The 24,915-nt window shown below is 62.2% G+C and carries 20 protein-coding genes; 11 read left to right on the top strand and 9 right to left on the bottom strand.

Features of this window, described 5'->3' with window-relative positions; translation table 11 throughout:
- The first annotated feature begins 162 nt into the window (after positions 1-162).
- The 5 genes from M2333_RS10370 (at position 163) to M2333_RS10350 (ending at position 5,848) form a co-directional block, all read left to right on the top strand.
- A complete protein-coding gene (locus M2333_RS10370; protein ID WP_264611696.1) occupies positions 163-2,304 on the top strand; it encodes a putative bifunctional diguanylate cyclase/phosphodiesterase in 2,142 nt (713 codons plus the stop codon).
- Positions 2,305-2,595: 291 nt separating this feature from the next.
- Positions 2,596-3,354 carry a histidine phosphatase family protein gene (locus M2333_RS10365; RefSeq protein WP_264584314.1) on the top strand — a complete coding sequence of 253 codons (759 nt, stop codon included), beginning with the start codon at positions 2,596-2,598 and terminating at the stop codon, positions 3,352-3,354.
- A complete protein-coding gene (locus tag M2333_RS10360) occupies positions 3,351-4,244 on the top strand; it encodes an NAD(P)H-hydrate dehydratase (RefSeq protein WP_264611695.1) in 894 nt (297 codons plus the stop codon). Before M2333_RS10365 ends, M2333_RS10360 begins: the two co-directional genes overlap by 4 nt.
- 117 nt (positions 4,245-4,361) lie before the next feature.
- Positions 4,362-4,904: a hemerythrin domain-containing protein gene (locus tag M2333_RS10355; protein ID WP_264576508.1), complete on the top strand. Its 543-nt coding sequence runs from the start codon at positions 4,362-4,364 to the stop codon at positions 4,902-4,904.
- 2 nt (positions 4,905-4,906) lie between these two features.
- Positions 4,907-5,848, top strand: coding sequence for an NAD(P)/FAD-dependent oxidoreductase (locus M2333_RS10350; protein WP_264611694.1), 942 nt, complete (start codon positions 4,907-4,909; stop codon positions 5,846-5,848).
- A 23-nt stretch (positions 5,849-5,871) separates the two neighbouring features.
- Here M2333_RS10350 and M2333_RS10345 read toward each other — a convergent pair whose 3' ends face one another.
- Genes M2333_RS10345 through M2333_RS10325 form a run of 5 tightly spaced genes read right to left on the bottom strand, consistent with a single transcriptional unit; the run spans position 5,872 to position 12,083 of the window.
- The gene (locus tag M2333_RS10345; RefSeq protein ID WP_264584318.1) at positions 5,872-6,186 is read right to left on the bottom strand and encodes a cytochrome o ubiquinol/quinol oxidase subunit IV; all 315 of its coding nucleotides are present in this window, start codon (positions 6,184-6,186) and stop codon (positions 5,872-5,874) included.
- Entirely contained in the window at positions 6,183-6,809 is a 627-nt protein-coding gene (locus tag M2333_RS10340; RefSeq protein WP_264584319.1) for a cytochrome c oxidase subunit 3, read from the bottom strand. The genes M2333_RS10345 and M2333_RS10340 overlap by 4 nt, the downstream gene beginning before the upstream one ends.
- The gene (locus M2333_RS10335) at positions 6,806-8,875 is read right to left on the bottom strand and encodes a cbb3-type cytochrome c oxidase subunit I (RefSeq protein ID WP_413716526.1); all 2,070 of its coding nucleotides are present in this window, start codon (positions 8,873-8,875) and stop codon (positions 6,806-6,808) included. Before M2333_RS10335 ends, M2333_RS10340 begins: the two co-directional genes overlap by 4 nt.
- A gap of 11 nt (positions 8,876-8,886) precedes the next feature.
- The gene (locus tag M2333_RS10330) at positions 8,887-9,759 is read right to left on the bottom strand and encodes a cytochrome ubiquinol oxidase subunit II (protein ID WP_264611692.1); all 873 of its coding nucleotides are present in this window, start codon (positions 9,757-9,759) and stop codon (positions 8,887-8,889) included.
- On the bottom strand, positions 9,756-12,083 hold the full coding sequence (locus tag M2333_RS10325; protein ID WP_264611691.1) for an FdhF/YdeP family oxidoreductase: 2,328 nt from the start codon (positions 12,081-12,083) through the stop codon (positions 9,756-9,758). Before M2333_RS10325 ends, M2333_RS10330 begins: the two co-directional genes overlap by 4 nt.
- Before the next feature lie 244 nt (positions 12,084-12,327).
- On the opposite strand from M2333_RS10325, the gene M2333_RS10320 reads away from it, so the two are divergent.
- The 3 genes from M2333_RS10320 to M2333_RS10310 all read left to right on the top strand — a co-directional run bounded on the left by M2333_RS10320 (position 12,328) and on the right by M2333_RS10310 (position 15,833).
- Positions 12,328-13,404 carry an alpha/beta hydrolase gene (locus M2333_RS10320; RefSeq protein ID WP_264611690.1) on the top strand — a complete coding sequence of 359 codons (1,077 nt, stop codon included), beginning with the start codon at positions 12,328-12,330 and terminating at the stop codon, positions 13,402-13,404.
- A gap of 90 nt (positions 13,405-13,494) precedes the next feature.
- A complete protein-coding gene (locus tag M2333_RS10315) occupies positions 13,495-14,844 on the top strand; it encodes an MFS transporter (RefSeq protein ID WP_264584324.1) in 1,350 nt (449 codons plus the stop codon).
- Entirely contained in the window at positions 14,841-15,833 is a 993-nt protein-coding gene (locus M2333_RS10310; protein WP_264611689.1) for an amidohydrolase family protein, read from the top strand. Before M2333_RS10315 ends, M2333_RS10310 begins: the two co-directional genes overlap by 4 nt.
- 93 nt (positions 15,834-15,926) lie before the next feature.
- Here M2333_RS10310 and M2333_RS10305 read toward each other — a convergent pair whose 3' ends face one another.
- From M2333_RS10305 to M2333_RS10295, 3 genes are all read right to left on the bottom strand, one after another.
- On the bottom strand, positions 15,927-16,655 hold the full coding sequence (locus M2333_RS10305) for an SDR family oxidoreductase (protein ID WP_264611688.1): 729 nt from the start codon (positions 16,653-16,655) through the stop codon (positions 15,927-15,929).
- Between the two features lie 28 nt (positions 16,656-16,683).
- Entirely contained in the window at positions 16,684-17,688 is a 1,005-nt protein-coding gene (locus M2333_RS10300; protein ID WP_181558779.1) for a Rieske 2Fe-2S domain-containing protein, read from the bottom strand.
- Positions 17,689-17,871: 183 nt separating this feature from the next.
- The gene (locus M2333_RS10295; protein WP_264611687.1) at positions 17,872-18,594 is read right to left on the bottom strand and encodes a TetR/AcrR family transcriptional regulator; all 723 of its coding nucleotides are present in this window, start codon (positions 18,592-18,594) and stop codon (positions 17,872-17,874) included.
- A gap of 182 nt (positions 18,595-18,776) precedes the next feature.
- Between M2333_RS10295 and M2333_RS10290 the strand changes: the two genes are divergently transcribed.
- The 3 genes from M2333_RS10290 to M2333_RS10280 are packed head-to-tail and all read left to right on the top strand — an operon-like array spanning position 18,777 to position 21,724.
- Positions 18,777-20,543: a CocE/NonD family hydrolase gene (locus M2333_RS10290; RefSeq protein WP_264611686.1), complete on the top strand. Its 1,767-nt coding sequence runs from the start codon at positions 18,777-18,779 to the stop codon at positions 20,541-20,543.
- The gene (gene ribB, locus M2333_RS10285) at positions 20,536-21,204 is read left to right on the top strand and encodes a 3,4-dihydroxy-2-butanone-4-phosphate synthase (protein WP_319799398.1); all 669 of its coding nucleotides are present in this window, start codon (positions 20,536-20,538) and stop codon (positions 21,202-21,204) included. Before M2333_RS10290 ends, ribB begins: the two co-directional genes overlap by 8 nt.
- 13 nt (positions 21,205-21,217) lie before the next feature.
- Positions 21,218-21,724: a flavin reductase family protein gene (locus tag M2333_RS10280; RefSeq protein ID WP_181558783.1), complete on the top strand. Its 507-nt coding sequence runs from the start codon at positions 21,218-21,220 to the stop codon at positions 21,722-21,724.
- Between the two features lie 176 nt (positions 21,725-21,900).
- On the opposite strand, the gene M2333_RS10275 is transcribed toward M2333_RS10280, so the two are convergent.
- Positions 21,901-24,618 (bottom strand): TonB-dependent receptor domain-containing protein, encoded by a 2,718-nt coding sequence (locus M2333_RS10275; RefSeq protein ID WP_264611685.1) that lies wholly within the window; start codon positions 24,616-24,618, stop codon positions 21,901-21,903.
- Positions 24,619-24,915: the final 297 nt, after the last annotated feature.

Genomic DNA, 24,915 nt, shown 5'->3' with positions numbered 1-24,915 from the left:
CGGAAATTTGTCAGCGACGTCCTGCTGAGATACGGGCCATCCTGAGCGAAAAAGCCGCTAGCTTTCCTCCATCCGAAATGCGGTGAATGGAGAATCTTTATTAACGTCTTGGTACGACCTGCGGCCCAAAGGTGCTGAAAACAGTCACATCAGCAAAGGCCTATGTCACTCATTCAACGCGTGCCTGCTCGCTATCTCTGGCCTGTGCTACTGCTTCTCGGATTGTGCTTTGGAAGCATTCTAGGGCTCATTTTAGTCACGACCTCCGCGCAGGATCGGCTTGAGGCAGTACGCGAGACGCGGACGCTGGAAGCTGCCCTCGCGACAAGCGTCTCCATGGTGGAGCATGATCTTCAGGATTACGCGAAATGGGACGACGCAGTGCGCCACATTTCGTACGACTTCAGCGCGGCGTGGATCGACGACAACATCACGGCTTACCTCGGTAAAACCCAGAATTATGACCATGTCTTCGTCATCGGTCCTGACGGGGGGACTCGCTACGCCTTCAGCAACGGGAACCGATCCTCATCTAAACTTGCCGAGATACTGGGTCCGTCAATTCAGACGGCGATGGCAAAAGTGCGTGCTATGGATGATCGTGGCACGCCAATCGTCAGCGGCTTTGCCCGCGAGAAACGTCAGGTTTTCGTCTACTCGGTTGCTGCCGTTGTTCCCTTGACCAACAAAGTGTCAGCGCCCGCGGGTGAGAGGCACTTGCTCGTCATAGCCGAGCGTTTTGATGCGAGCCATCTCGCCAATATCCGCGCCAAGCACCATCTCCCCGCCCTGGCGCTAAATCTGGCACGGCCAGCCCCGTCGAGCGCCGCGCTAGTCCTGCGAGATATGGATGGTAACCAGATCGCATCCGTTGAGATCGCGTTCGAGACCCCTGGCACACAATTTCGTCGCGAGGTCATCCCTGGGTTTGCCGCCATCATGGTCGTCGCGGTTATCGCTGCGCTTTTTATCCTGCGGCAGGGGGGGCAGTCCATTGCAGCATTGACAGCCAGCCAAGCCAAAACTCAGCATTTGGCGAACCACGATCCTTTAACGGAGCTTCCTAATCGCCGCGTCCTCCTCGGTCGGCTCAACGAGGCGATTGCGACCGGTAATCATTTCGTTCTGCTTTACATGGACCTGGATGGCTTCAAAGGCGTGAACGATCTGTATGGCCATGGCGCAGGAGACGCCCTGCTGCGGGAGGTGGCATCCCGGCTCGCGGCGGCCGCGCCGGCGCATTCGCTGATTGCTCGCACGGGCGGCGACGAGTTTGCAATATTGTGCCAGCTTGATGTCGATGGCCCGGGATGTTCTCTCGCCGAACGCATCATCGCCTCCTTTCAGACGACGGTTCCGGTCGCCGGCGCCAATATTCTCATCGGAATATCCGTTGGCGTCGTGACGTCTTCTTCAGATGCTCTCGTCGATATCGACGAACTGATGCGCCGTGCGGACGTTGCAATGTACAATGCCAAAGCCAGGGGGAAGAACCGCTGGAGTGACTTCACCCTCGAACTGGACGAAGAACATCTCGTGCGGAAGCGTCTTGAACAGGACCTGCGCATTGCAATCGCGGAAAATCGAATTGAACTGGCCTATCAGCCGATTGTTCTAGCGGAATCCGGCGCCATTGTTGGGCTTGAAGCCCTAGCGCGATGGACCCATCCCACCGAAGGTCCAATTCCCCCAGATGTCTTCATTCCGCTTGCCGAAATGACTGGCCTAATCGGCTCCTTGGGAGGGCAGGTGCTCCGCAGGGCCTGCATCGACATCAAGCCTCTCGGCATCGATCTTTCGGTCAACCTCTCGCCCGCGCAGTTTTGGGATGCACATCTTGCTGACCAGATCAGCGCAATCCTTGCCGACACAGGCTTTCCAGCTGACCGGCTTGAACTCGAGATCACTGAAAGCTATTTGCTGGGTCGGCCACAGGCCGCTGCGGCAATCATGGCCGATCTGCGGACCTTGGGTATCCGGCTCGCTTTGGACGACTTTGGAACTGGCTTCGCAAGTATTGGTTACCTCCAATCCTTCAAATTCGACCGGCTGAAAATAGATAAGCTCTTCGTGAAAGAAGCCATGGGCTGTGCATCAGGTCGCGATCTGCTGGTAGCCATTGTAGCGCTGGCCCAAGCGCTGGGTCTTAGGATCACGGCAGAAGGCGTAGAGACAGAAGATCAAGCGGTCCTCGCCCGGGCCGCAGGATGCCACTGGCTGCAAGGCTGGCTGTTCGGCCGCCCGATGCCACTCTCCCAGCTACTCCAAGAAAGCAGTCTAAGGCGCGAGACTCAAAAAAGATGATTCTCGATTGCAGCCGCTGAACGAGAATGAGGCGGGTGGCGTGGCCGCTCCTGCCGACCGAGCGATAGTGTAAACCCCAATCTTTTGGCCTTCGGAGCCGTCATTGGTTCGGCTTCAACAACCGACAGGTGTGTTGAGTGGAGCACCCAGCTTAGACAGCAAAGGGGCGCAAGCGAACAACTGGAGCGCTTTGAATCGCGGGCGCCGCCGGGGTGCTCGCTGTCCGCGCCTCACCCTCATGGGGATCGAATTAAGCGTCAGGAACGTTCCGCGATCACCAGCGGAGGCAGTATGCATTGGCCAGAACAGTTGATTATCGTGCGCCACGGGCAAAGCGCGGGGAATGTCGCCCGCGACGCTGCGCACGAGGCAGCGCATGACCGGATCGCCCTGACCTCGCGGGATGCCGACGTGCCGCTGAGCGACCTCGGTACGGCGCAGGCGCGCGCGCTGGGTCTGTGGTTCTGCGAGCAGCCGGCCGAGCATCGGCCACAGATTCTCTTATCTTCTCCCTATCTCCGTGCCTTTCAGACCGCGGAGCTTTTCCGCGAGGCGGGCGGGACCGACCGGCAGGAGCCGATCTGCTTTGACGAGCGCCTGCGCGAGAAGGAGTTCGGCATTCTCGATGGCCTCACCACGCCCGGCGTCGCGAATATCTTCCCTGATCAGGCCGAATTTCGGCGCCTGCTGGGGAAATTCTATCACCGCCCGCCCGGGGGCGAGAGCTGGTGCGATGTCATCCTGCGGTTGCGGTCGGTCCTCGATACCATCTCGCTTCATTATGCCGGAAAGCGGGTGATGATCTTCACGCATCAGGTGGTGGTCCTCTGCATGCGCTACATCATCGAGAGCCTCGATGAGCGAGGCATCTTGGCCATCGACCGGGAAGGGGACGTGGCCAATTGCGCCATCACCGACTATCTGTTCGATCCGTCGGCGGGCCGGGATGGCGGGCTCAAGCTCCACCGCTACAATGTGACAGCGCCGATGCAGAACCACGCGACCCCGGTCACCAGCGAACCTGACGCGATCACGGGGCGGCGCGGATGATGCCGACCCTCGACCGCGCCTGGCTCGAAGCCCATCCGCTGCCGCCGATCGCGGCGCTGGGCGATAAGGACGCGCGGGGCCGGGTTCTCCTGGTCGGCGGCGCGGAGTTCGTGCCGGGCGCGCTCAGGCTCACGGGCGAGGCGGCGTTGCGCGCGGGAGCCGGCAAGCTCCAGATGGCGACCGTGCGATCCGCCGCGATGGCGCTCGCCGTCTTGGTGCCCGAGGCCGCGATGATCGCCCTGCCTGCGGATGAGGATGGCGAGATCGCGCTCGAGGCGGTCGCGTTGCTGCAGGAACGCCTCGCGCGCTGTGACATGCTCATCCTCGGGCCGGGGATGTCCGCGGGGGATCGCACCGAGCAGTTTGTCGCCGCGCTGCTCGGCACGCCAAAACCGGGCCAGACGATCATCCTCGATGCCGCTGCCCTCACTTGTGCCCGGAAGCTCAAGAAGCTGGTGGCGGCGCATGAGGGGCGGGTCATCCTGACGCCGCACCATCGGGAAATGAGCTTTCTGACCGGGCAGGACATCGACGTGATCCGCAAAGACCCGCGCGGCGCGGCGCTGCGTGTGGCGCGCGCCTTCAACGCGGTCGTCGTCCTGAAGAGCGCCCAAACCCTCATTGCATCGCCAAAGGAAGATGAGCCCTTGCTGTTCGAGGGCGGCAGCATCGGTCTTGCCACGGGCGGGTCGGGCGATGTGTTGGCTGGTCTGATCGGCGGCCTTGCCGCGCGCGGCGCCGATCCTTTGCGAGCGGCGGCCTGGGGTGTCTTCGTCCATGGCGCGGCGGGCGCCGGCGTTGCCAACCAGATTGCCGAAGTCGGATTTCTCGCGCGCGATCTTCTGCCGGTCATTCCCGGGCTGATCGCTAGCCTGGAACCGGAGCGATGAACGACGGTAATCGTATTGCCAAAGGTTAATATGGGCGGCGCGGCGGGGTCCGCGGCGTCGTTCGGTGGTTGTTCTGCGAAGGGGCGCGCGCCTGCGCCCCCAGGATGGAGAAACGACATGGCCACGACCAAGACTGCCGCAAAGCCCAAAGCGAAACCCGCATCGAAGAAGCCCGCCTCGAAGACGGCGCGCAAGACCCAGCGGGCGGCGGCAAAGCCCGCCGACGCGATCAAATTGCTCAAGGACGACCACAAGGAGGTGAAGGGCTTTTTCGACCAATATGCTGATCTCGAAGACGATGCCGAGAAGCAGGCGCTGGCTGACAAGATCTGCCTCGCTCTGACGGTTCATGCGCAGATCGAAGAAGAAATCTTCTATCCCGCCGCGCGCGAGGCCATCGACGATGATGACCTGCTCGACGAGGCCGAAGTGGAACATGCCAGCGCCAAGCAACTCATCGCTGAGATCCAGGCCATGAAGGCGGGTGACCGCCTGTTCGACGCCAAAGTGACGGTGCTCGGCGAATATGTTGAGCATCATGTCGAGGAAGAGGAGCAGGAGATGTTTGCTGAAAGCCGCGAGAGCGAACTCGACCTCAAGGCCCTGGGCGCAGAGCTGGCGGCCCGCAAGGCCGAGTTGATGGCGCAGGCCAGCAAATAAGCATGGCCGTCCAGGAGCCGGCCGACCCCTCGGCCGAACGGCTGGACTGCCTGATCGTCGGCGGCGGCCCTGCGGGGCTGACCGCCGCGATCTATCTCGCGCGCTTTCATCTGGCGGTCTGCGCCATAGACGGCGGACATAGCCGGGCCGCCTTGATCCCGCTCACCCGCAATCATGCCGGGTTTCCGGAGGGCGTCTCCGGCGTTGATCTGCTTGCGCGCATGCGTCGACAGGCGACCTTCTATGGCGCGCGCCTGCAGGGCGGGACCGTCGAGAGCCTGGCGCATGATGGCAGCCAGTTCATCGCGCAGGCGGGCGGCCGAAGTCTCCCTGCGCGGACCGTCCTGCTCGCCACCGGCGTGGTCAATCGCCGCCCCACCATGATGGACGATCTATGCCATGATCGCGCGCTTGCGACCGGTCGGCTCCGCTATTGCCCGATCTGCGATGGCTATGAAGTCACGGACAAGGCGGTCGCGGTGCTCGGAACGGGCGAGCGCGGCTATAATGAAGCCACGTTCCTTCGCGGCTATTCCGCCGATATCACGCTGGTCGCGCCTGAAGGGGGACATAGTCTGGAACCGGCGCAATGCGCTGGGCTGAAAGCGGCGGGCATCGATATTGCCGGACAATGTACGTCCATCAGCTTGGTGGAAGACCAGATCGCGCTCGGCATCGAGAGCGAGACGCGCCGCTTCGACACGCTGTATCCGGCGCTGGGTTCTGACATCCGCTCGGAGCTTGCCGGGATGCTCGGCGCAAGTCGCACATCCGAGGGGTGTCTGATGGTCGACGCCCATCAGCGCACAGACATCCCCGGGCTTTATGCCGCTGGCGATGTCGTCCTCGGCCTCGACCAGATCAGCCACGCGATGGGGGAGGGCGGCGTCGCCGCGACCACGATCCGGAACGATCTGGCCAAGGTGGCGCCCCTCCGTCGCTAGTCAACGCTGCGACGACCGCCCACTCACATCATCCGCATCCGCAGATTGAACAGGATCACCAGCGTGCCGCCGACCATGAGCGCGATGATCAGGCTGGAGAAGAGGATGAGCTGGAGGTCGTCACGCGTCGAGCGCTTGAGGCCGATGTGGAGGAAGCAGCGAAACTGCACGACAATCTGGATGAGTGCCAAGGCAAGCACAAGCGCATAGGTGGCGGTGCTGGCAAGCACCGGCCAGCGCACGAGCGCAAAGGCGACGCTGGTCAGCAAGAGCGCGGCGGCGTAGCCCAGCACATAACCGCGCGCCTCGCGGCGAGGATCGTCTCGGCGTTCACTCATGGGATCAGCCCCGGTAGATAGACGGTCGAGAAGATCGCGATCCAGATGATGTCGAGGAAGTGCCAGAACAGGCCGAGCCTCAGGAGGTTGATCTTCACGCGCGCATCAAGGCCGATGATCCGCAACTGCGCCATCATCACGACAATCCACAGGCTACCGGCGAGCACATGCAGGCCGTGCAGGGGCACCAGCGCGAAAAAGGCCGAGAGGAAGCCGCTGCGCATGGGCGTGGCGCCATGGGCAATCATGCCAGCAAAATCGTGCAGTTCCAGCCCGAGGAAGAGCAGCCCCAAGGCAAGTGTCAGCCCCAGCCAGGTCTGGATGCGCGCCTGCGCTGCCCCATGCTTCATCGCGATCGAGGCCAGGCCATAGGTGAGGCTGCTGGTGAGCAGCACCAGCGTTTCGAGGAAGGTCGGGCCGATCTTATATTCGCTTGCCGGAGTTGGGCCGCCGGCGGTCGCAGGGAGCATGACGCCATAAGTGGCGAAGAGCAGCGCGAAGATCACGGCGTCGCTCATCAGGAACACCCAGAAGCCGAACAGGGCCGAGCCCGCCGCCTCATGGGCTTGCGCGTCGGTGCTGCCCAGATTGAGGCCCGGATGTTTCGTCTCACCGGCGGTCATGGGTGCGCCTCGGCCAGGCCCGCATTCGCCGGGGTCGTCTCCATCTCGCGGGGGATGGGCCGCGCCCGCGCCACCGCGTCGAGCCAGGCCCGCTCCGTCTGTTCGACCGCGCTGGCCGGGATCAGCCGGTGCGTGTCGCGGGCGAAGCTGCGCGCGATCACGGTTGCTATGACCGCAAGCACGCCAAGGATCGCCAGCCACCACATGCGCCAGACAAGGGCAAAGCCGGCTGCCGCGCTTGCCATCCCGATGATTGGCGCGACGGCGCTGTTTTTCGGCATCTCGATGTCTTCGTAGTGGGCTGGCCTGACATAAGGCGTACCCTTGCGCTTGGCGTCGAAGAACCAGTGGCGCTGGTCGACCTGTGGCAGCCGGGCAAAATTATACGCGGGCGGCGGCGCCGCGATCGACCATTCGAGCGCCCGCCCATCCCAGGGATCGCCTGCGAAGACGCGGGTGGCGGCGCGCTTGCGCAGGCTCACCCAGAGCTGGACGAGGAGCGCCACGAAGCCGCAGAACAGCACCAGCGCGCCGACTTCCGCCGCATAGAGCCAGGGCCGGTAGGCGGTCTCCATCACCGCCGGGGTGCGGCGCGCCATGCCCGCAGCGCCCAGCACGTAGAGCGGCATGAAGGCGAGATAGAAGCCGATCACCCAGCAGGCGCAGGATATCTTGCCCCAACGCTCATCGAGCCGAAAGCCGAACGCTTTGGGGAACCAGAAGGTATAAGCGGCGAGCAGGCCGTAGAGCGTGCCCGGGATCAGCATATTGTGGAAATGCGCCACGAGGAACAGCGTGTTGTGCACGATGTAATCGAGCGGCGGGAAGGCGAGGATGATGCCGGTGAGCCCTCCGAGCACGAAGGTCATCATGAAGGCGAGCGCATAGCACATGGGCGTGGTGAAGCGCACTTCGCCACGGAACATCGTCCAGATCCAGTTGTAGATCTTGACCCCCGTCGGCACGCCGATCGCCATCGTCGCGATGCCGAACACGGCGTTCAGGCTCGGGCTCTGCCCCATGGTGAAGAAATGATGCAGCCAGACGGTGAAGGAGAGCACCGCAATCGCCATCGTCGCGATCACCAGCGAGTTATAGCCGTACAGCTCCTTTGAGGAGAAAGTGGAGACCACTTCGGAATAGATGCCGAAGGCTGGCAGGATGACGATGTAGACCTCTGGATGGCCGAACATCCAGAACAGGTTGGCATAATGCATCATGTTGCCGCCAAGGGCGTTGGTGAAGAAGTGGAAGTCCAGATAGCGGTCGAGCGCCAGCAGCGCCGTCGCGACCGTCAGCGGCGGCATCGCGAAGATCATCAATATGGCGGTGCACAGGCTGGTCCAGGCGAACAGCGGCATCCGCATCAATGTCATGCCCGGACAGCGCATCTTATAGATGGTGACGGCGATGTTGATGCCGGCCAGGGTGGAGGCAACCGAGCCCAAAGTAACGGCCCAGATCCAGTAATCCGGCCCGACGCCGGGATTGAAGCCGATCTCCGTGAACGGCGGATAGCCGCTCCAGCCGCCGGTGGAGAAGCGGCCGATCACCAGCGAGGCCATCATCAGCCCCGCGCCGGCTGCAGTGAGCCAGAGGCCGATGGCGTTGAGCAGCGGATAAGCGACATCGCGCGCGCCGATCTGCAGCGGCACCAGATAGTTGATCAGCCCGGTGAGGAAGGGCATCGCCATGAAGAAGATCATGATCGAGCCATGGGTGCTGAACAGCTCGGCAAAATGCTCGGGCGCAACCAGGCCGGGATTGCCGATTGCCACCGCCTGCTGCAACCGCATCAGATTGGCCTCGATCAGCGCGCGCGCCAGCATGATCAGGGCGATCACGACGTACATGATCCCGATCTTCTTGTGATCGAGGCTGGTGAGCCATTCCGTCCAGAGCCAGCGCCAGCGGCCGAGGCGGGTGATCAGCACGACCATGAAGAGCGCGCCGGCCACCACCAAGGCTCCGGCTCCGGCGGCGATCAGTTCATTGGCGTTGGGGTTTTCCCAGGCACGCACGAAGGGCAGCGCATCCCAGCGGAACCGCCCCAGCAGCGCCGGCATAAGCGGCGCGCTCAATGGGCCTGCCCCTGTGTGCTCGCCATCATCATATGCTCGAACAGGCCTGGCGGGACGGATGAGAACAGGGCGGGTTGCGGGGCGATGGAGCGGGCGGTGATCGCCGCCAGCGCCTTGTCGTCGAGCGGCCTGCGGACGGCGCGCACCTGCCCCAGCCAGCGGCGATAGTCGGCCGGCGGCAGAGCCAGCACGTCGAACTTCTGGTTCTGAAAGCCCTTGCCATTAAACTGCGTGTTCTGGCCGCGGAAGACGCCGGCCCGACTGGCGGCCAGGTGCAACTGCGTGCGCATGCCGGCCATGGCATAGATTTGCCCGGCAAGCTGCGGGATCAGTAGCGACTGCATGACCGTCCCGCTGGTCAAGCTGAGATGGACGGGCCGGCCCACAGGGATGGCCAGCCGATTGAGAGTCGCAATGCCCTCCTTGGGATAGATGAAGAGCCATTTCCAATCGAGCGCCACCACCTGCACCTCCAGGGGCGGCTGGTTGGAGGCGAGCGGGCGGTAGGGATCGAGCCGGTGCGTCGCGTTCCACAGGAGGACGCCGAGCCCGATCACGATGGCGGTTGGCGGGACCCAGATGAGCAGCTCGAGCGGCCAGGAAAATCCCCAATTGGGCCGATAGGCGTCATCCCGGTTGGAGAGGCGATAGTGCCAGGCGAACAGCGGGACGAGGATGAAAACCGGCCCGGCCACGAAGATGAGGACGAGGGCGAGCTGAAGAAAGAGATGCCACTGATCCGCCGCCACGGGGCCGGCATGGTTGACCACGCCGAGCTTCAGCGCCTCACATCCGCCGAGCAACAGCGGCAGGCCGAGCAGCGCGGCGCCCAGGCGAACCGCCCGAGCGCCTTCGCCACCGCGCTTCATCTCGCCTGTCCCGCTCCGGTGGCCGACTGCGCCACGATCCGCACCGGCACGCCCTTGGCGGCCGGCGTCTTGGAGGCTTTGTCATGATACCAGAGCGGGATGAGCGGGTTCATCTCCGGATAATAAGCGCCGACGCAGCCCTCCGGCAGGTCGAAGGGGGTTACGGTGAGCCCACCCACCTGCCGGTCCACGCCATCGTCCGCATCGCTGGCGAGGCCCACGACCTGCCCGGCCTCAAGCCCGGCTGCCTCAATGTCGCGCGGGCTCATCAGCAGCACGTCGCGCGTGCCCTCGATCCCGCGCAGGCGATCCGAAAAGCCATAGATCGTCGTGTTGAACTGATCGTTCGAGCGCATGGTGATGAGCCGGTAGCGGCCCGGCTTGTCCGGCACGCCCATGGCGGTGAGGCTCGTCGGCGTCGTAAACTCGGCCTTGCCGCTTTCGGTCTGCCAGATGCGCTCGCGGGCCTTGTTGCCCTTGAAGAAGCCGCCCGGCGTGAACAGGCGCTGGTTGAAGTCCGCGAATTTGTCCGGATAGGTCGCCTCGATGAGGTCGCGCACCTGACCATAATGGCCGACCCAGTCATCCCATTTGACGGCTGGTCGCGCAGGCAGCGTCGCCTTGGCCATGCCGGCCACGATGGCGAGTTCGGAGAGAAGATGCTCGCTCGCCGGCTTGCGCTTGCCGACCGAGCCGTGGATCATCGAGAGCGAATCCTCCATCGTCACGGTCTGCGGTCCGCCGGCCTGCATGTCCTCCTCCGAGCGGCCGAGGCAGGGCAGGAGATAGGCGATCTCGCCGTTGATCAGATGGCTGCGGTTGAGCTTGGTGGCGATCTGGACGGTGAGCCGCATCTTGGTCCACGCGGCCTCCATCTTCTCCCGCTCCGGGATCGCGCGGACGAAATTGCCGCCCAGACCGATGAAGGCGCGAATGCTGCCATCGATGATGCCCTCGCAGGCTTCGACGGTGTTCACGCCCTTTTGGGTCGGCGGATCGAAGCCGAACAGCTCTTTCAACCGGTCCAGCGGCACGAGTTCGGGCTTCTCCGAAATGCCGACGGTCCGCTGGCCCTGCACGTTCGAATGACCGCGCACGGGCGATATGCCTGCGCCTTCGACGCCGATATGGCCGCGCAGAAGCAGCAGGTTGACCAGCATGCCGATGGTCTGGGAACCATGGACATGCTGGGTCACGCCCATGCCATAGATGCCGATGACTTTCTTGGCGTCGCAATAGATCTGCCCGGCTGTTTCGAGATGAGACCGGCTGAGGCCGGACTCCTGTTCGATCTCAGCCCAGGAGGTCGCGCGGACCTTCTCGACCATGGCTTCAAAGCCATGCGTGTGCTGGGCGATGAAGTCCGTATCCAGAAGATGCTGCTTTTGCTCGGCCCATTGGCGGTCTTCGTCCGCGAGGACATGCTTGATCATTCCCATGATCGCGGCGATGTCTCCGCCCGGCCTCACCTGATAATAGAGGCAGGAAATCTCGGTGCGCTTCTGCGTCACCATCTGGACGGGGTTCTGCGGATCGACGAACTCGATCAACCCCTTCTCGCGGACGGGATTGAAGGTCACGATCTTGCAGCCGCGCTCCACCGCAGACTTGAGCGTATGGAGAAAGCGCGGGCTGTTGGTGCCGGTATTCTGGCCGAAGAAGAAGATCGCGTCGCAATGGTCGAAATCTTTCAGCTGACAAGTGCCGACCGGCGATCCGGTCACCTTCTTCAGGCCGACCGAGGTCGTCTCGTGGCACATGTTGGAGCTGTCGGGCAGATTGTTGTGACCATAGAGCCGCGCGAACAGGGCGTAGAGATAAGAGGTTTCCAGGCTGGCGCGGCCTGAGGCGTAAAAGACGGTGGACTTGGGATCGAGCGCCTTGAGTTCAGCGCCGATGCCCGCGAAGGCCTCGTCCCAGCTGACCGGCACATAGCGATCGCTGGCCCGATCATAGCGCATAGGGTGCGTGAGCCGGCCGGTCTGCTCAAGGTCATAGTCCTGCCAAGCCTGTAATTCGGTCACCGTGTGCTTGGCGAAGAAGTCCGGTGTGCAGCTGCGCGTGGTCAGCTCCCACAGCGTCGCCTTGGCGCCATTTTCGCAGAATTCGGCAGGGTGGGGATGCTCCGGCTTGGTCCAGGCGCAGGAGACGCACATGAAGCCGCCGGGCTTGTTCTGGCGCCGCAATGTCTCCAGCGCCATGGGCGTTGCCCACTCCTTGCCGAAGATGCGCGCGACGCCGCTCAGCGAACCAAAGCCGCCGGAGGGGCCGCCGTAATGGACGGTGTCCTCGTCCTGCGTCGTGGGGTCATCTTCATGCGCCATCGTGCCCGCTCCCGTGCCATTTGCAGCATAACGCTTCGGACCGGCGAGCGATCCGATCTGTTTGGGGAAAGTCGAGAAGGGTGGCGTACTCAGCGATGGGTGGGGCACGGCTGATGCGCTGAAGGCGCACAAGCAGGTTTGCTTGCCATTATTTATAGAGTATTTTAATATAAACGTTGAGAGAGTGGCGTCTGTGCTGGAGCATGAAGCTCACCTTCCAGATGCCAATTCTTTGGAGAGGTTGATGACTCGCAATCACATGTTTCCCGGTCAGGTCGCGCGGTGCCTCCTCGTCGCGGTACTCGTCATTACGGGACCATCCGCGTCGCTCGCGAGGGACGCGGGGCCGCCGCCGCTGATGATCGAGCGACAAGGCTCCTTCGCAGCCGGAGGAACACGGGCCGGGGACCCAGCCGTCAAGTCCACTGTCTGTGATCACGGCTATGTGGAGTACCAAATCCCGGCGAATGCGGGCCCTACTGGCCTCTTCTTTTGGCATAGCTCCAGCGTCGCCGCCTGGAAAAACCGGTGGGACGGCGGTGAAGGTTTCGACAGCATCTTTCTGCGACGGCATTTCCCGGTCTATCTCTGGGATGGCCCCCGCGTCGGCCGCGCGAATCTGCCCTGTGAAACGGTGGAGTCAGCCCCGCGCTTGGGATCTGACCAGGAGACCTTCACGGCCTGGAGGTTTGGCCCAAGCTATATGAAGTGGCACCCCGGCGTGCAGTTCCCGACTGCGGATGCCCGCGCGTGGGAGCAGGCTAGCCGGGCCCGTTATGCCGAATATGACACGATGGAGAACGTAGCCTTGCAGGCGCATGCCGCAGCCGCCGCACTGGAGCGGACCGGTCCGGTGGTCATGGTCACGAATTCGGCGGGCGGCCTCCGGGCTCTCCTCACGGCGATTGAGAGCGACCGCGTGAAGGCGATTGTCGCCTACGAAAATGTCGGCTTCGTTCTACCGGAGAGCGAGAATGACGGTTCGCCCCCAGGCCCCTACGGCCCGGTCTACGTGCCGCTCGAGACATTCAAGAAACTGGCAAAGATCCCCATGCAATTTGTCTGGGGAGACAATCTGTCGCAACCGCGTGGTCCGCAACTCGCGCTGCCGCTGAACCGGCGGTTCGTGAAGCTCATCAATCAATATGGGGGCAAGGCGGAAATTCTCGAGCTTGCCAATGCGGGTCTCAAGGGCAACACGCACCTCCCCTTTGCCGATCTCAATAATGTCGCCGTGGCAGATTTGCTTCAAAATTTCCTGGCGAAGCACAAGCTCGCGACGCCAGCGGGCGAAATGCCGTACAAACGACCAAATAATTAAATTTACATAGAATATATTGCCCGTGTCGATTTGTGATGTTAGCTGATTGGCGAGCGCTCTGCGATATGTGGAGGGCCGGAGGGGATCTGCATGGCTGTTCAGTCGATTGATAGCATTCTCGAGCGCCCAACGATGGGTCGCTACCGCTGGACCATCTATCTCCTGTGCGGCATCCTCATGGCCCTGGAAGGATATGACGCCTATATCGTTGCGAACCTCGCGGCCGTCATCGCCCGCGACCTCGATATACCCATTCCGTCCATGGCCTATGTGTTCTCGGCGCAGGCAGCCGGTATGGCCTTGGGCTTCTACACCATCCCTGTCCTGGCCGATCGCATCGGCCGCCGGAATATCATCCTGGTCGGTGCCACTTTCTTCGGGCTGCTGACGCTCCTGTCGACCGCTGTCCAGACGCTTGAAATGTTCACCCTTGTGCGCTTTCTCGCCTTCGCAGCCATGGGCGGAACGATGCCGAACATTGTCGCGCTGGCGACCGAGTTCATGCCGGAGAACCGCCGCGGCAAGTTGCTCACCTGGCTTTACATCGGCCACGGCCTGGGCGCGTCTGTGGCCGGGCTTGTCGGCCCGAGTTTCGTTCATTTTCACTCGTGGCAGTCGGCCTTATGGGGCGGAGGCATCGCACTTCTCCTGCTGGTGCCTTACCTTTATGTCCGTTTGCCGGAGAGCTGCCGGTATCTGATGACGCGCAATCCCCGGGATCCGCGCATCGCCCAGATCCTCGGAAAAATCGCTCCCGACCTGCAACTCGCGCCCGACACCATCTTCGTGTCCAATGAGGAACGTAATGAGGGCTCGCCGGTGATCGGCCTGTTCAGAAGCGGTCGCGCACCCATGACGTTGCTCCTCTGGGTCGCCATGGGGAGCACGCTGTGCGTGGTGGCAACACTGACCTCTTGGCTCCCGAGCTTCCTTCATCTTCTTGGAGGCGTTGAGACAGGGGCCGCCGCGCGGATGTCGTCGGTGTCTGCGTTCGGCGCTATCGCTGGGCCGATTCTGCTGACCCTGCTCATGCAGCGCCTTGGTCTTGCTCCGTCACTGGCGCTCATGTCGCTGCTGGGATTTGCCGCAATGACCTGCTTCCACTTCGTGAGTGGCTTTCATGCGCTGGGCTGGTTCCTGGGCTTTGCTTATGGCTTCTTCGTCATCGCCGTCCAGGCGGGCCTGAATTCCCTTGTTGCCTCAAGCTATCCCACCTCTATGCGGTCGACAGGTATCGGGTGGGCCGGGGGGATCGGGCGGGTAACCTCCATGATCGGTCCCGCCGTTGGCGGCGTGATGCTCGCGGCACAGATCCCAGGCTTGTGGATCTATATGATCGTTGCCTCGCCGCTTCTGCTCACGACCATTGCCATGATCCTTTTCCACGTCATCGTGTCAGGGCCGGCGTTGTCGGCTCGTACGGCAAAGGGCGTGCGATGAGCGCCCCCGGCCGGTCAGCCGTCCTCTCGCGCAGGGCGCTGCTGGGAGCCGTTCCGCCGCTCCTCGTCGCAGGGCCGGCGCTGGCACGAACGCGGCTGCAGCCATCGCAGCCCGATGCAACGGCGGGCATGATCGATGCCCATATCCATTTCTTCTCTGCCGATTTTGCGCACTATCCGGTCGACATGCGCAACGCCCGTGAGCCGGAAGCGGTGATGCGCGCACGCGTCCTCAATGCGCCTGTCACGCCGGAGAAGATGCTACCCCTCTGGGAAAAGATGGGCATCAGGGCCGGCATCGGGGTGCAGTATAGCGGCGCCTACAAGACCGATAACACCTATCTTCTCGACGTTGCGCAGGCCCATTGGGACCGCATCCGCACGGAAATCATCCTGAATCCTGCGCAGGCGCAAAGTCGCAGCGTGCTTCAGGCGCTCCTGCCCACGAAGCACGTTTCGGCTATTCGCCTGACCGGCTTTGTCGATGGGGACGGGGATCTGCCTTGGCTGAAGTCTCCGGGCGCGCAGGCATTGTGGCAGATGGCACAGGCTGAAAAGCTCCCGCTCTGCATCACCTACCTGCGGATGGACCCACGGTCGGCGGCCCTCCGGACGGTGCGCGAGCTGGCCGACCGCTACCCGGATTGTCAGGTCGTCCTCGAACATTTGGGTTGGACTGGAGGCACAGGCAGCCAGGACGGTCTGCTTCCTGACCACATGGCCCTGAAGGATCACGAGACGATCGCCTTCAAGTGGACCAGCCTGAATGTCGACGCGCTTGCGGGCGCAGGCATCGACACGGCGAATTTCCTTCGTACCGCAGTAGACGTGTTCGGGGCGTCGCGCCTCATGTGGGGGTCCGATTACGGAAACACCACGAGGCCTTATGCCGGCATTGTTGCCGATGGGATCGATGCGACGCGCCTTCTCAGCGCGGCGGAGCGAGCAGCAGTGCTTGGCGAGACTGCGCGGCGCGTCTTCAGGATTTAGGCCTCACTGCCATTCTTATGCGCGATGCGACCCGGCGCGTGCCAGGTCAACGGGGCGGCACTTCGCCTCTTCGCGGGGAGGGGAAGCGCGCCATTACCATGGCACTGGACCACCCTCACCAAAAAGTCCGCCGGTTGGCCCGTCTGCGTCCAGGAGAGCAAGTGAGAGGGCGACTTTCGCCCCCGCCACCGGCGATTGGCCTTTGCCGCCAGAAAGTTCCGTGGCGCAAAGGCCCGGATTGGCCGCGTTGATCTTGATCGGCGTCCCGGCAAGTTCGTTCGCGAATTGCACGGTCACGGCATTGAGGGCCGTCTTGGAGCTGTTGTAGGCGAGGAGGCGACTGAACGCCATCGGCCCATCCGGCCCGCGGGTCAGCACAAGGGAGCCAAGGCCCGTCGACATGTTGACGATGCGGCCACGATCCGATTGGCGGAGGAGCGGCAGCATCGACTGGATGACCGCCACCACGCCGAAGACATTGGTTTCGTACACCCTGCGCATTTCGTCGAGATCGGCGGTGCTTGGCAGGCTGTGCTTGTCCAGGGAAATGCCGGCATTGTTGACCAGGACGTCGAGCCGCTTGAAGCGGTCGACTAGCACCGCGGCCGCAGCCTGAACCGATGCACGATCGGTCACGTCGATGATCACATAATGGGCATCCAGGCCCCGATCGCACAGGGCCTTGGCAGCCTTTTGCCCGCTCGCAGGATCGCGGGCGCCGATCACCACCCGCATGCCGTGCTCTGCCAGGCCTCTGGCAATCTCGAACCCGATGCCCCGGGTTGCCCCGGTCACAAGTGCAACCCGTCCAGCCTCAGTCATTCCTCATCCCTTTTTACGGATCGGTCCCTCAGACGTCGAAGGGCGCGGAGCGGGGATATTTCTCGAGATACTGGAGAAACTGGCCGAAATATTTGTCGGCCCTCAGGAGCGCGCTTTTGCCATAGCCCCGGAAACGGAGCTTGAAGAGGATCGGCTCATCCTCCGCATATAGCTTGTGCATATAGGCGATGCGGTTATCCAACTCTTCCTGCGCGGCCTGGTCGCCCATCTTCTCCGCATCGGACCGACGCATGGCGACGACGAAGAACGCGTCGGACCAGCCGGGCGCAACCTGCGAACTCCCGGCCATGAACAAGCGCTCGCTGCCATTGGGAAACTGCATATGCGCGGTAAGCCAGGTCGCGCCCCACAGCTGCGTATCGGCGATCCGCGTCACGGATTCCTGCCGGACGGTAATGAGATAGTCCTCGAACACCACGCTGACCGGGTTTGGGTCGGGGATGCCGTGCACGGTGGACAGATGCTGGAAGTCCACCAGATTCGAAGAGCCAATCCAGCCTTCGATCTCTCGCTGCCCTCTGTGAAACGCACGGTAGACCAGCTCGTCTTCCCTAAGGTTCGGCATCTCGGGAAGGGGATAGAGCGGCTCTTCTCCGTTGAATGCCCAGATCATGCCCCAGCGCTCGGCAGCGGGATAATTGTAGATCCTCGCGGCGCCGGGAATAATCGTCTCGCCTGGAATTTCAGCGCATCGGCCATCGGCAGCGAACTTCCAGTGATGATAGGGGCAGCGCACCTTGCCATCGACTATTTCCCCGCCGGACAGGTCGGCGCCGACATGGGGGCAGTAGGCGCTCTGCACGACAGGCTCACCCTGCTCGTTGCGGTAGACGATGATGCGCGTCCCGAGAAAATCCTTCCCGACGATCTTTCCCTGCACCAGCTCCGAGGCCAGCATGATCGGATTCCAGTTCTTGAGATAGGTGCCGTCAGGGACCCGGCCATATTCCTGGCCGGCAAAAGGGCGCTGGCGTGAGGCGTTCACTTGCTCATCGACCGTCGTAACAGACATCACAATTCTCCTGGTTTTGGGCTCCCTATCACGCGCAAAATGAGAAGAAAAGTTTTTTATAGGGTACTATAAATATGTACCGCCTCGGCTGTCGTGCGGATGTTCATGCTCAGGACGAGCGGCATCGCTCGCTCCCACTGGTGGAACGTCGTCGAACACCGATGAGTAATGCTGCCGTGAGGCTCAGCCCGTGCGGGCGGGGTCGAGCGCAATTCCACTCAGCATGAGCTGATAGACGAAGGCCTTATATTCTGCCGCCACGTCGGAATGAGGGGCGCCGCCTGCTGCCAAATTGCCTTGCTCGACGAAGCGGGATGCGTGCTGATATTGCTCGCACAGCCCCATGATCGCGAAAAATGTGAAGTAGGGATCGACCTTCCGCAACGACCCTTCCGCCACGCCCTTGTCGATAATGTCGCGATAGATATCGAGCGTCTTCCCCACCCACAAAGCGATCAGCTCAGCCGCGAGCGGATCGGTCTCGTCGGCGATAATCTCGGTCATGAGCCGGTGATAGAAAGGATTGACGAAAAAGAAGTCGACCATCGTGTCGATTCTGATCTTTATCCGCTCCACGGCCGGCAGGGATCCCGCTTCGGTCTGGGCGAGGCCGTCGCCCAAAGAGACGGCCAAGGTTCGCGCGACGTCGACCAGCAGCCGGGTGCGGTCTGTGAAATAATATTTGAAGAGGGTGAGGTGCACCCCCGCATTGCGGGCCGCCATGGACAGGGACAGCTTTTCGGGCGGCACATGGCGCAGGAGTTCGACAGTCTTGTCGATCAACAGCTTCTTACCGATACCACGCTGCCCGGATGGACGGCCGATCGAGCGCTTTTTGGCCGGTCGCGCGCCCTTCGCTTCGGCACCCTCGCTGCTGTTTTGGCTCTCCGCCTTCTTCCGGCCCATCTTAACCACCCTGGAAAGGGCATCGGATTTATCCGACACCTTGAAAACTCTGCCTGCGCATGATCCGCTTACACACCAACCAGTGAGTCCGGCAGACATCCCGCGATACGGGGCGTTCATAGCCATAGCCGGTCCCCTTGTCATTTTCTACGGACGCGCAGTTTACGCGAAAGGCCGGCAGGATGGGAACGGCGGCCTACATCACGTTCGGAATAAATTCTAATCGTATTGAAATTAATCCCAGCCCCGGTTATGAGGCGCATGCCAATTGGTCAGTGGAGAGCGAGAGGATGGGCGATTATCGGGAAAGACTGAGGCGGCCGCCCAATACACCGCAATTTCGTGGAGGGCGCCCCCGCCAGCACGAGCTTTCCTTCCGCGATCGCATCCGCATCGAGCGGGACATTGCGGTGCCGACCCGGGAAGGCAAGCCGCTCTGGATCGACCTCTTTCTGCCAGCGGACCTGACGGGCCCGATCCCTGTTCTGGTCGCCTGGACCCCCTATGGCAAGCACGACCCGGCGCCGCTTGCGACGCTCTATCCGACATCCGGCGTGAAGGCGGAGTGGCAGTCGGACCTCACCATTTTCGAGGCCCCGGATCCCGTCTACTGGACCGGCCAGGGCTATGCGGTGATTACCGCCGACATCCCCGGAACTTGGTATGCGGAAACCACAGCAAGCTATTTCTCGTGCAAGGAAGGCGAAGCTCATTATGATCTCATCGAATGGGCTGGCACGCAGCCATGGAGCAACGGGCGCGTAGGCCTGTCAGGCGTATCCTACCTCTCCTCGTCGCAGTGGAACGTGGCCGCACTTAACCCGCCCCATCTGGCGGCGATCAATCCTTGGGAGGGCTGGTCGGACACCTTCAACGAGATCGTGCGCCACGGAGGCATCCCAGAGACGCATTTCTGGCCGCACATCCAGGTGCGTTGGGGCGCCTCGGATGCCATGGTGGAGGATCTCTGGGCGTTGACCGCCGAGCATCCGTTCTTCGACGAGTACTGGAAATCGAAGGTGCCCGATTTTAGCCGGATCGACGTCCCGGCCTATGTGGTCGCGAGCTGGAGCGACCACGGCGTGCATACGCGTGGCACCCTGGAAGGCTTCAAGAAAATCGCCTCTCCGCGCAAGTGGCTCGAGGTTCATGGTAGCAAGAAATGGGGCTATTATTACGAACCCACGTCCATCGCGCGCCAGACAGCATTCTTCGATCACATCCTGAAGGGCGTATCGAACGAAATAGGCACCTGGCCGCCGGTCAGACTCCACGTGCGGGACAGGGCTGGCTCGGCAATCATGAAGCAGTCAGAGCAATGGCCCGTGGAGAACACCCAATACCGGCGGTTGTATCTTGACGCAGCGACCGGACACATGAGCGACAAGCCAGCCCCGGCCGAAGCAATTGCGAGCTATGATCCGCTCGATGGCGCGGCAGAGGCGACCTTCGACTATGGGTTCGAGGAAGACTGCGCGCTCGTCGGGCATATGAAGCTCAAGCTCATGGTCTCCACCGAAGGCGCCGATGACATGGACGTATTTGTCGCGGTCGAAAAGGTCGAAGATGGCGAGAAGGTAGGCTTCATTCACTGGGCTGTGTTTGAGGACGGCGCTGCCGCCTATGGCTGGTTGCGCCTCTCGCGGCGTGAATTGGACTCCGAATGCTCGACCGAATTTCAGCCCGTGCTCACCAACACCTCTGAGTGGAAGGTCACGCCGGGAGAGATTGTCGAAGCGCAGATTGAGATCCTGCCCTCCGGCACGCTCTTCAGGGCCGGCGACGTGCTGCGGATCAGGATCAAGGGGCGGGACATTTATCAATATCCCAAGCCGATGCTCTACATGCGGCACGAAGACACGGTCAATCGCGGCATGCACCACATCCACACCGGGGGCGAGCATGACTCCCACCTGCTGATCCCGGTCGTGGCCCTGCGCGATGCTTGAGGCAGAATATCCACGTCCGGTCGTGGACGGACCGCTGTCCCCGCTCTCGCCCATCCATGAGTTGGTTGGCGCGCTTCGTGCGGGCAGGCCTATCATCCTCGTGGATTCGGAAGATCGAGAGAATGAAGGTGATCTCGTTATTGCGGCCGAATTCGCAACGGCTGCGGAAATCAACTTCATGGCCCGTTATGGCCGCGGCTTGATTTGCCTCGCCCTCACTGCGGCTCGCGCGGAGGATCTGGCTCTGCAGCCAATGGTCGCAACAAACAACGCGCCGCACGGCACGGCTTTCACGGTGTCGATCGAAGCTGCCGAGGGTGTGACGACCGGCATCTCGGCCCATGACCGGGCGCGGACCATTGCCGTGGCCATCGACGACAAGTGCGGGCCGCCCGACCTCGTCTCGCCAGGCCATATCTTTCCGCTCGTCGCGCAGCCGGGTGGCGTCCTCACGCGACCTGGTCACACTGAGGCAGCGGTCGACATGGCAAGGCTGGCCGGGCTGAAGCCCGCAGGCGTGATCTGCGAGATCCTCAACGATGATGGCACAATGGCGCGTCTGCCCGACCTCATCCGCTTCGCCGATCGGCACGGGCTCTGCATTGGCTCAATCGAAGACCTTATCATCCACCGCCGCCAGACAGAGCGTCAGGCAGCGTGACGGAGCAAATGACATGACCGAACTCTCCCCCGTGGCCATCAGCTTGCGCGAGGGGTTGCGGCGTCTGGCCAAAGCCGTCGTCGTGATCACCTGTCGCCATAACGGCACCCGCTACGCGATGGCCGCGACCGCGGTGAGCGAGCTCAGCATGGATCCACCATCGCTGCTCATCTGCGTCAATCGCTCGGCGAGCTTGTACCTGCCGCTCTCTGAAGGCGCCGACTTCTGCGTGAATATTCTGCACAGCGACCATGCCGACATATCGGCAGCGTGCGCCGGCAAAGCGCGCGGAGAAGAAAGGTTCGCCACGGGCAAGTGGGGCACGGCTGCAGATGGCTGTCCCCGGTTGGAAGATGCGCAGGCGAGCTTTTTCTGTCGCTACGAGCAGGCTCTGGACTATGGGACGCATCACATTGTGATCGGCCGTGTCGAGGAAGTGTTCCTCACTGATGAGGTCAGCCCGCTGGTGTACGCGAACGGTTCCTACGTCAGCCTGGGCGCCCCTATCACTGCCGGATGATCGTTTTTACCGCGTGAGAGCAGGAGGTCTGGAAAGGCGGGTCCATGCACCGCTGAACCGGCCAATGGAACGGGCCGCCATGGCGGCGGCGAGCGGTTTGCCTCGTCAGGGCATTTGAAGCAGCAGAGACTTCCGTGGACGGGCCAGCGCGCTCGCCGCCCTGGCCCGCCCAATCATCAGAAGCGAACCTTCGCGCCCACCTCGAACACGCGTCCGATCTTGTCGTAGAGCTGGCCATTCACCGGCTGGCTCTGCGTTGCATAGGGACTGGATGGAGGATCCTTGTCGAGGAGATTGGAGACGCTGGCGGACAGCTCGAAATTGCCCGCTACGCGGATCGTCGAGAACAGATTGACGTAAGCGGCGGCCGGGATGTCATTCTCATTGATGGTCAAAGCAGGGATCGTGTCGAACTGGTTATCGTTCTTGCCCTTGCTGATGTACAAGAGCTGCGCTGACAGCGAGACCGCATCGGTGCTGAATGTCTGCGTGAGATTTCCCCGGAAGCGGGGCTGTGAGCCGAGGCTGCCCATCCCGTTTTCGCCCGACCGGTCGATGCCATTGATGTAGGACCGCAAGGCGTAGGTTCCGGTGAACCGCGTGCTCATGGACACGCCGCCGCCAAGACTGGCTTGGTAAGAGAGCGCCATGTCCAGTCCGCTCGTCTTGAACTGCGAAATATTCTGGACAGGCGCGACGAGGCGCGTCGGCGTTGCGCCGCTGAAGGTGATGTAGCTGCACGCCTGGGCATCGCCCGCCGAGCAGGCATTGCCGATATTGGCGGCCGTGATCGAGTCGATCGCATCCTTCAGGTCGATGAGATAATAGTCGAGCGACATGCGCAGCCCGGGCAGGCTCGAGGGCTGTACGACAACGCCCAGCGTGAGCGTGTCGGCCTTCTCAGGCCTCAGATCGGGATTCCCCACCGTGCGGTTCTGCGGAATGACGGCCGTCACCCCGTTCACCGTCAAAGGCACGTTCACGAAAGAGCCGGGCGAGAACAGTTCGTAGATCGCCGCTGCACGGATGTCCTTCGAGCGTGTCACGCGAAAACGCAGCCCCTGGATGGGCTCGTATACGCCACCCACCTTCCAGGTCGTCTGGCCCCCTGCGGTGCTGTAATCGGCATAGCGAATGGCGCCATTGAGATCGAGATTGCGCGCGAAAGGCAGATCCCTGGCGAGCGGCACGATTGCCTCGACATAGCCTTCCTTGACATTGAACTTGCCGGAGAAGGGCGCGACATTGCCGATCGCAAACCGACCGGCTGTCGCGAGCGGACCGGCCGTCAAAACCTGCGACTCCTGGCGATACTCACCACCAAAGGCGACGGCGACAGGCGCAGCCCAGGTGGAAAACGGCTCGCCGCGCATGTTGATGCTCGCGGCGTGCTGCTTGTAGATCACCTCGTGATAATCGGAGCGGTTCACATAAGCGAGCGCGGCCGGCGTTTGGGTGCTGACGGCATTCGGCCCGAAGATGTTGACTGGAACACAGCCAGCGGCGAGGGGATTGGCAGGCTGCCCGGCGAGGGTCGACCGGCAGACGATCCCACCGCCTGGAGCCGCGACAGCATCCACCGCCAGATTCCAGAAGGCGGGCGAGAAATTATTGCTGAAGTCGCTGCGGAACTGGTTTTCGCCATAGGAATAATGGGCATCATAGTGCCACGAGTTGCCGAGGTCGCCCTCGACGCCAATCGTGCCGTGCGGCGTCTTGTTCTTTACACGGAAATTGATGTTCCCGACATCGTAGACACCCTTGGCGACGGTGATGCTGGTCAGCCCCTGCGCAGCCATGGCATTCTTGACCGCTTGCGGCAGGAAGGCATTGTCGTTGCGGATCGTAAAGGACGCAAAGTTCGGGAGGCCCCCGGTGAACAGGCCCAACGTCTCAGCATAGCCTCCCGACAGGGTGATATTGAGAGCAGGCGAGACTTCGAAACTGGTGAGGGCGTGAACGACAAAGCGCTCGATGCCGGGGATCAGGCTCGACCCCTCGGACCGGCTAAGACCCTCGCCGCCAATCTGATTGGTGCCATCATCGACACTGCCGACCTGATAGGGCCGGATGGTGCCATCATCATTGAAGGTATAGTTGCGCAGGCTGAAATTGGCGGGGCCGATGATGCGGCCGCCGATGCTGTTGGAATTGCGCACGCCGTCGGCCACGATATTGGCGGGCAAGCCATTGGTCAGATAGGCTCTGTTGGTGACGATCATCTCCTCGCGGCGTCCCCAATCGCGGCGATAAATGTCCTGAATCTCGTCACTGCGGGCTTTCTCGACCGCCACGACGATGTTCCCCCGGCCGTCCCCGAACGACAAGCCTCCCACGGCGCCGAGCTTGTAGCGGAAATTGTCGCCTTGCTGCGAAATGCCGGTCTGGGCGGACAGCTCGATGCCGGTCATCTTCTTCTTGAGAAGAATGTTGACCACGCCTGCAACAGCATCCGATCCATATTGTGCGGACGCGCCGCCCGTGACGACTTCGACCCTTTCAATCATGTTCGTTGGAATGACGTTGAGGTCCGTCGCGACGGGTGATCCGGTCGTGACCGAAGATGCCTGGGGCACAACCCGTGACCCATCGACGAGCACGAGGGTCCGCTGCCCGCCAAGCCCCCGAAGATCCGCCGTCGCCTGCCCCGGGCTCGCAAAGTTGTTCGCGTTTCCGCCGACCGAGCGCGTGGCCTTGAAAGCCGGCTCCTGCTGCAGCACTTCAGCAATGCTGATCGGCGACTGCTGATCGACGATATCGGCGCCGATGACTGACACGGCCGATGGTGCAGAAAAGCCGGCCGCGGCGGCGCGAGATCCGGTTACGATGATGTCGGTGCTATTGGCGCTTTCCGGCGCGCTGGCTTGTGTGCTGGCCTGAGGAAGAGCCGCCATGCTATCGGGCTGGCCACCTTCCGACGCATTCGCAGCGCTCGGTAGGCTCAGGAAAATGCTGGTCACGAGTGCGGTGGTTGCCTTCCATGTTCCGCGCGGTGGCGTGAAAGCGGCAACTTTCCCGAGTGTCTTCATAATCCTCCCTCCAGTCAGCTTCGGCCGCATATGGCGCGCCGAGTTTTTTGGTCTCTTGACGTCGTCCAGCCCTGGTTGGGCTTGGCGAGAAACGCCATCCTCCTAACCGATCATTGGGGCCGAAACAACTTATTTATAGATATATATAAAAACCGATGTGAA

It is taken from the genome of Sphingobium sp. B11D3B (genome assembly GCF_025961735.1).
Taxonomy (GTDB): domain Bacteria; phylum Pseudomonadota; class Alphaproteobacteria; order Sphingomonadales; family Sphingomonadaceae; genus Sphingobium.
The sequence above is the reverse complement of the archived record's forward strand: the minus strand, read 5'-3'. Positions and strand labels throughout refer to the sequence as shown.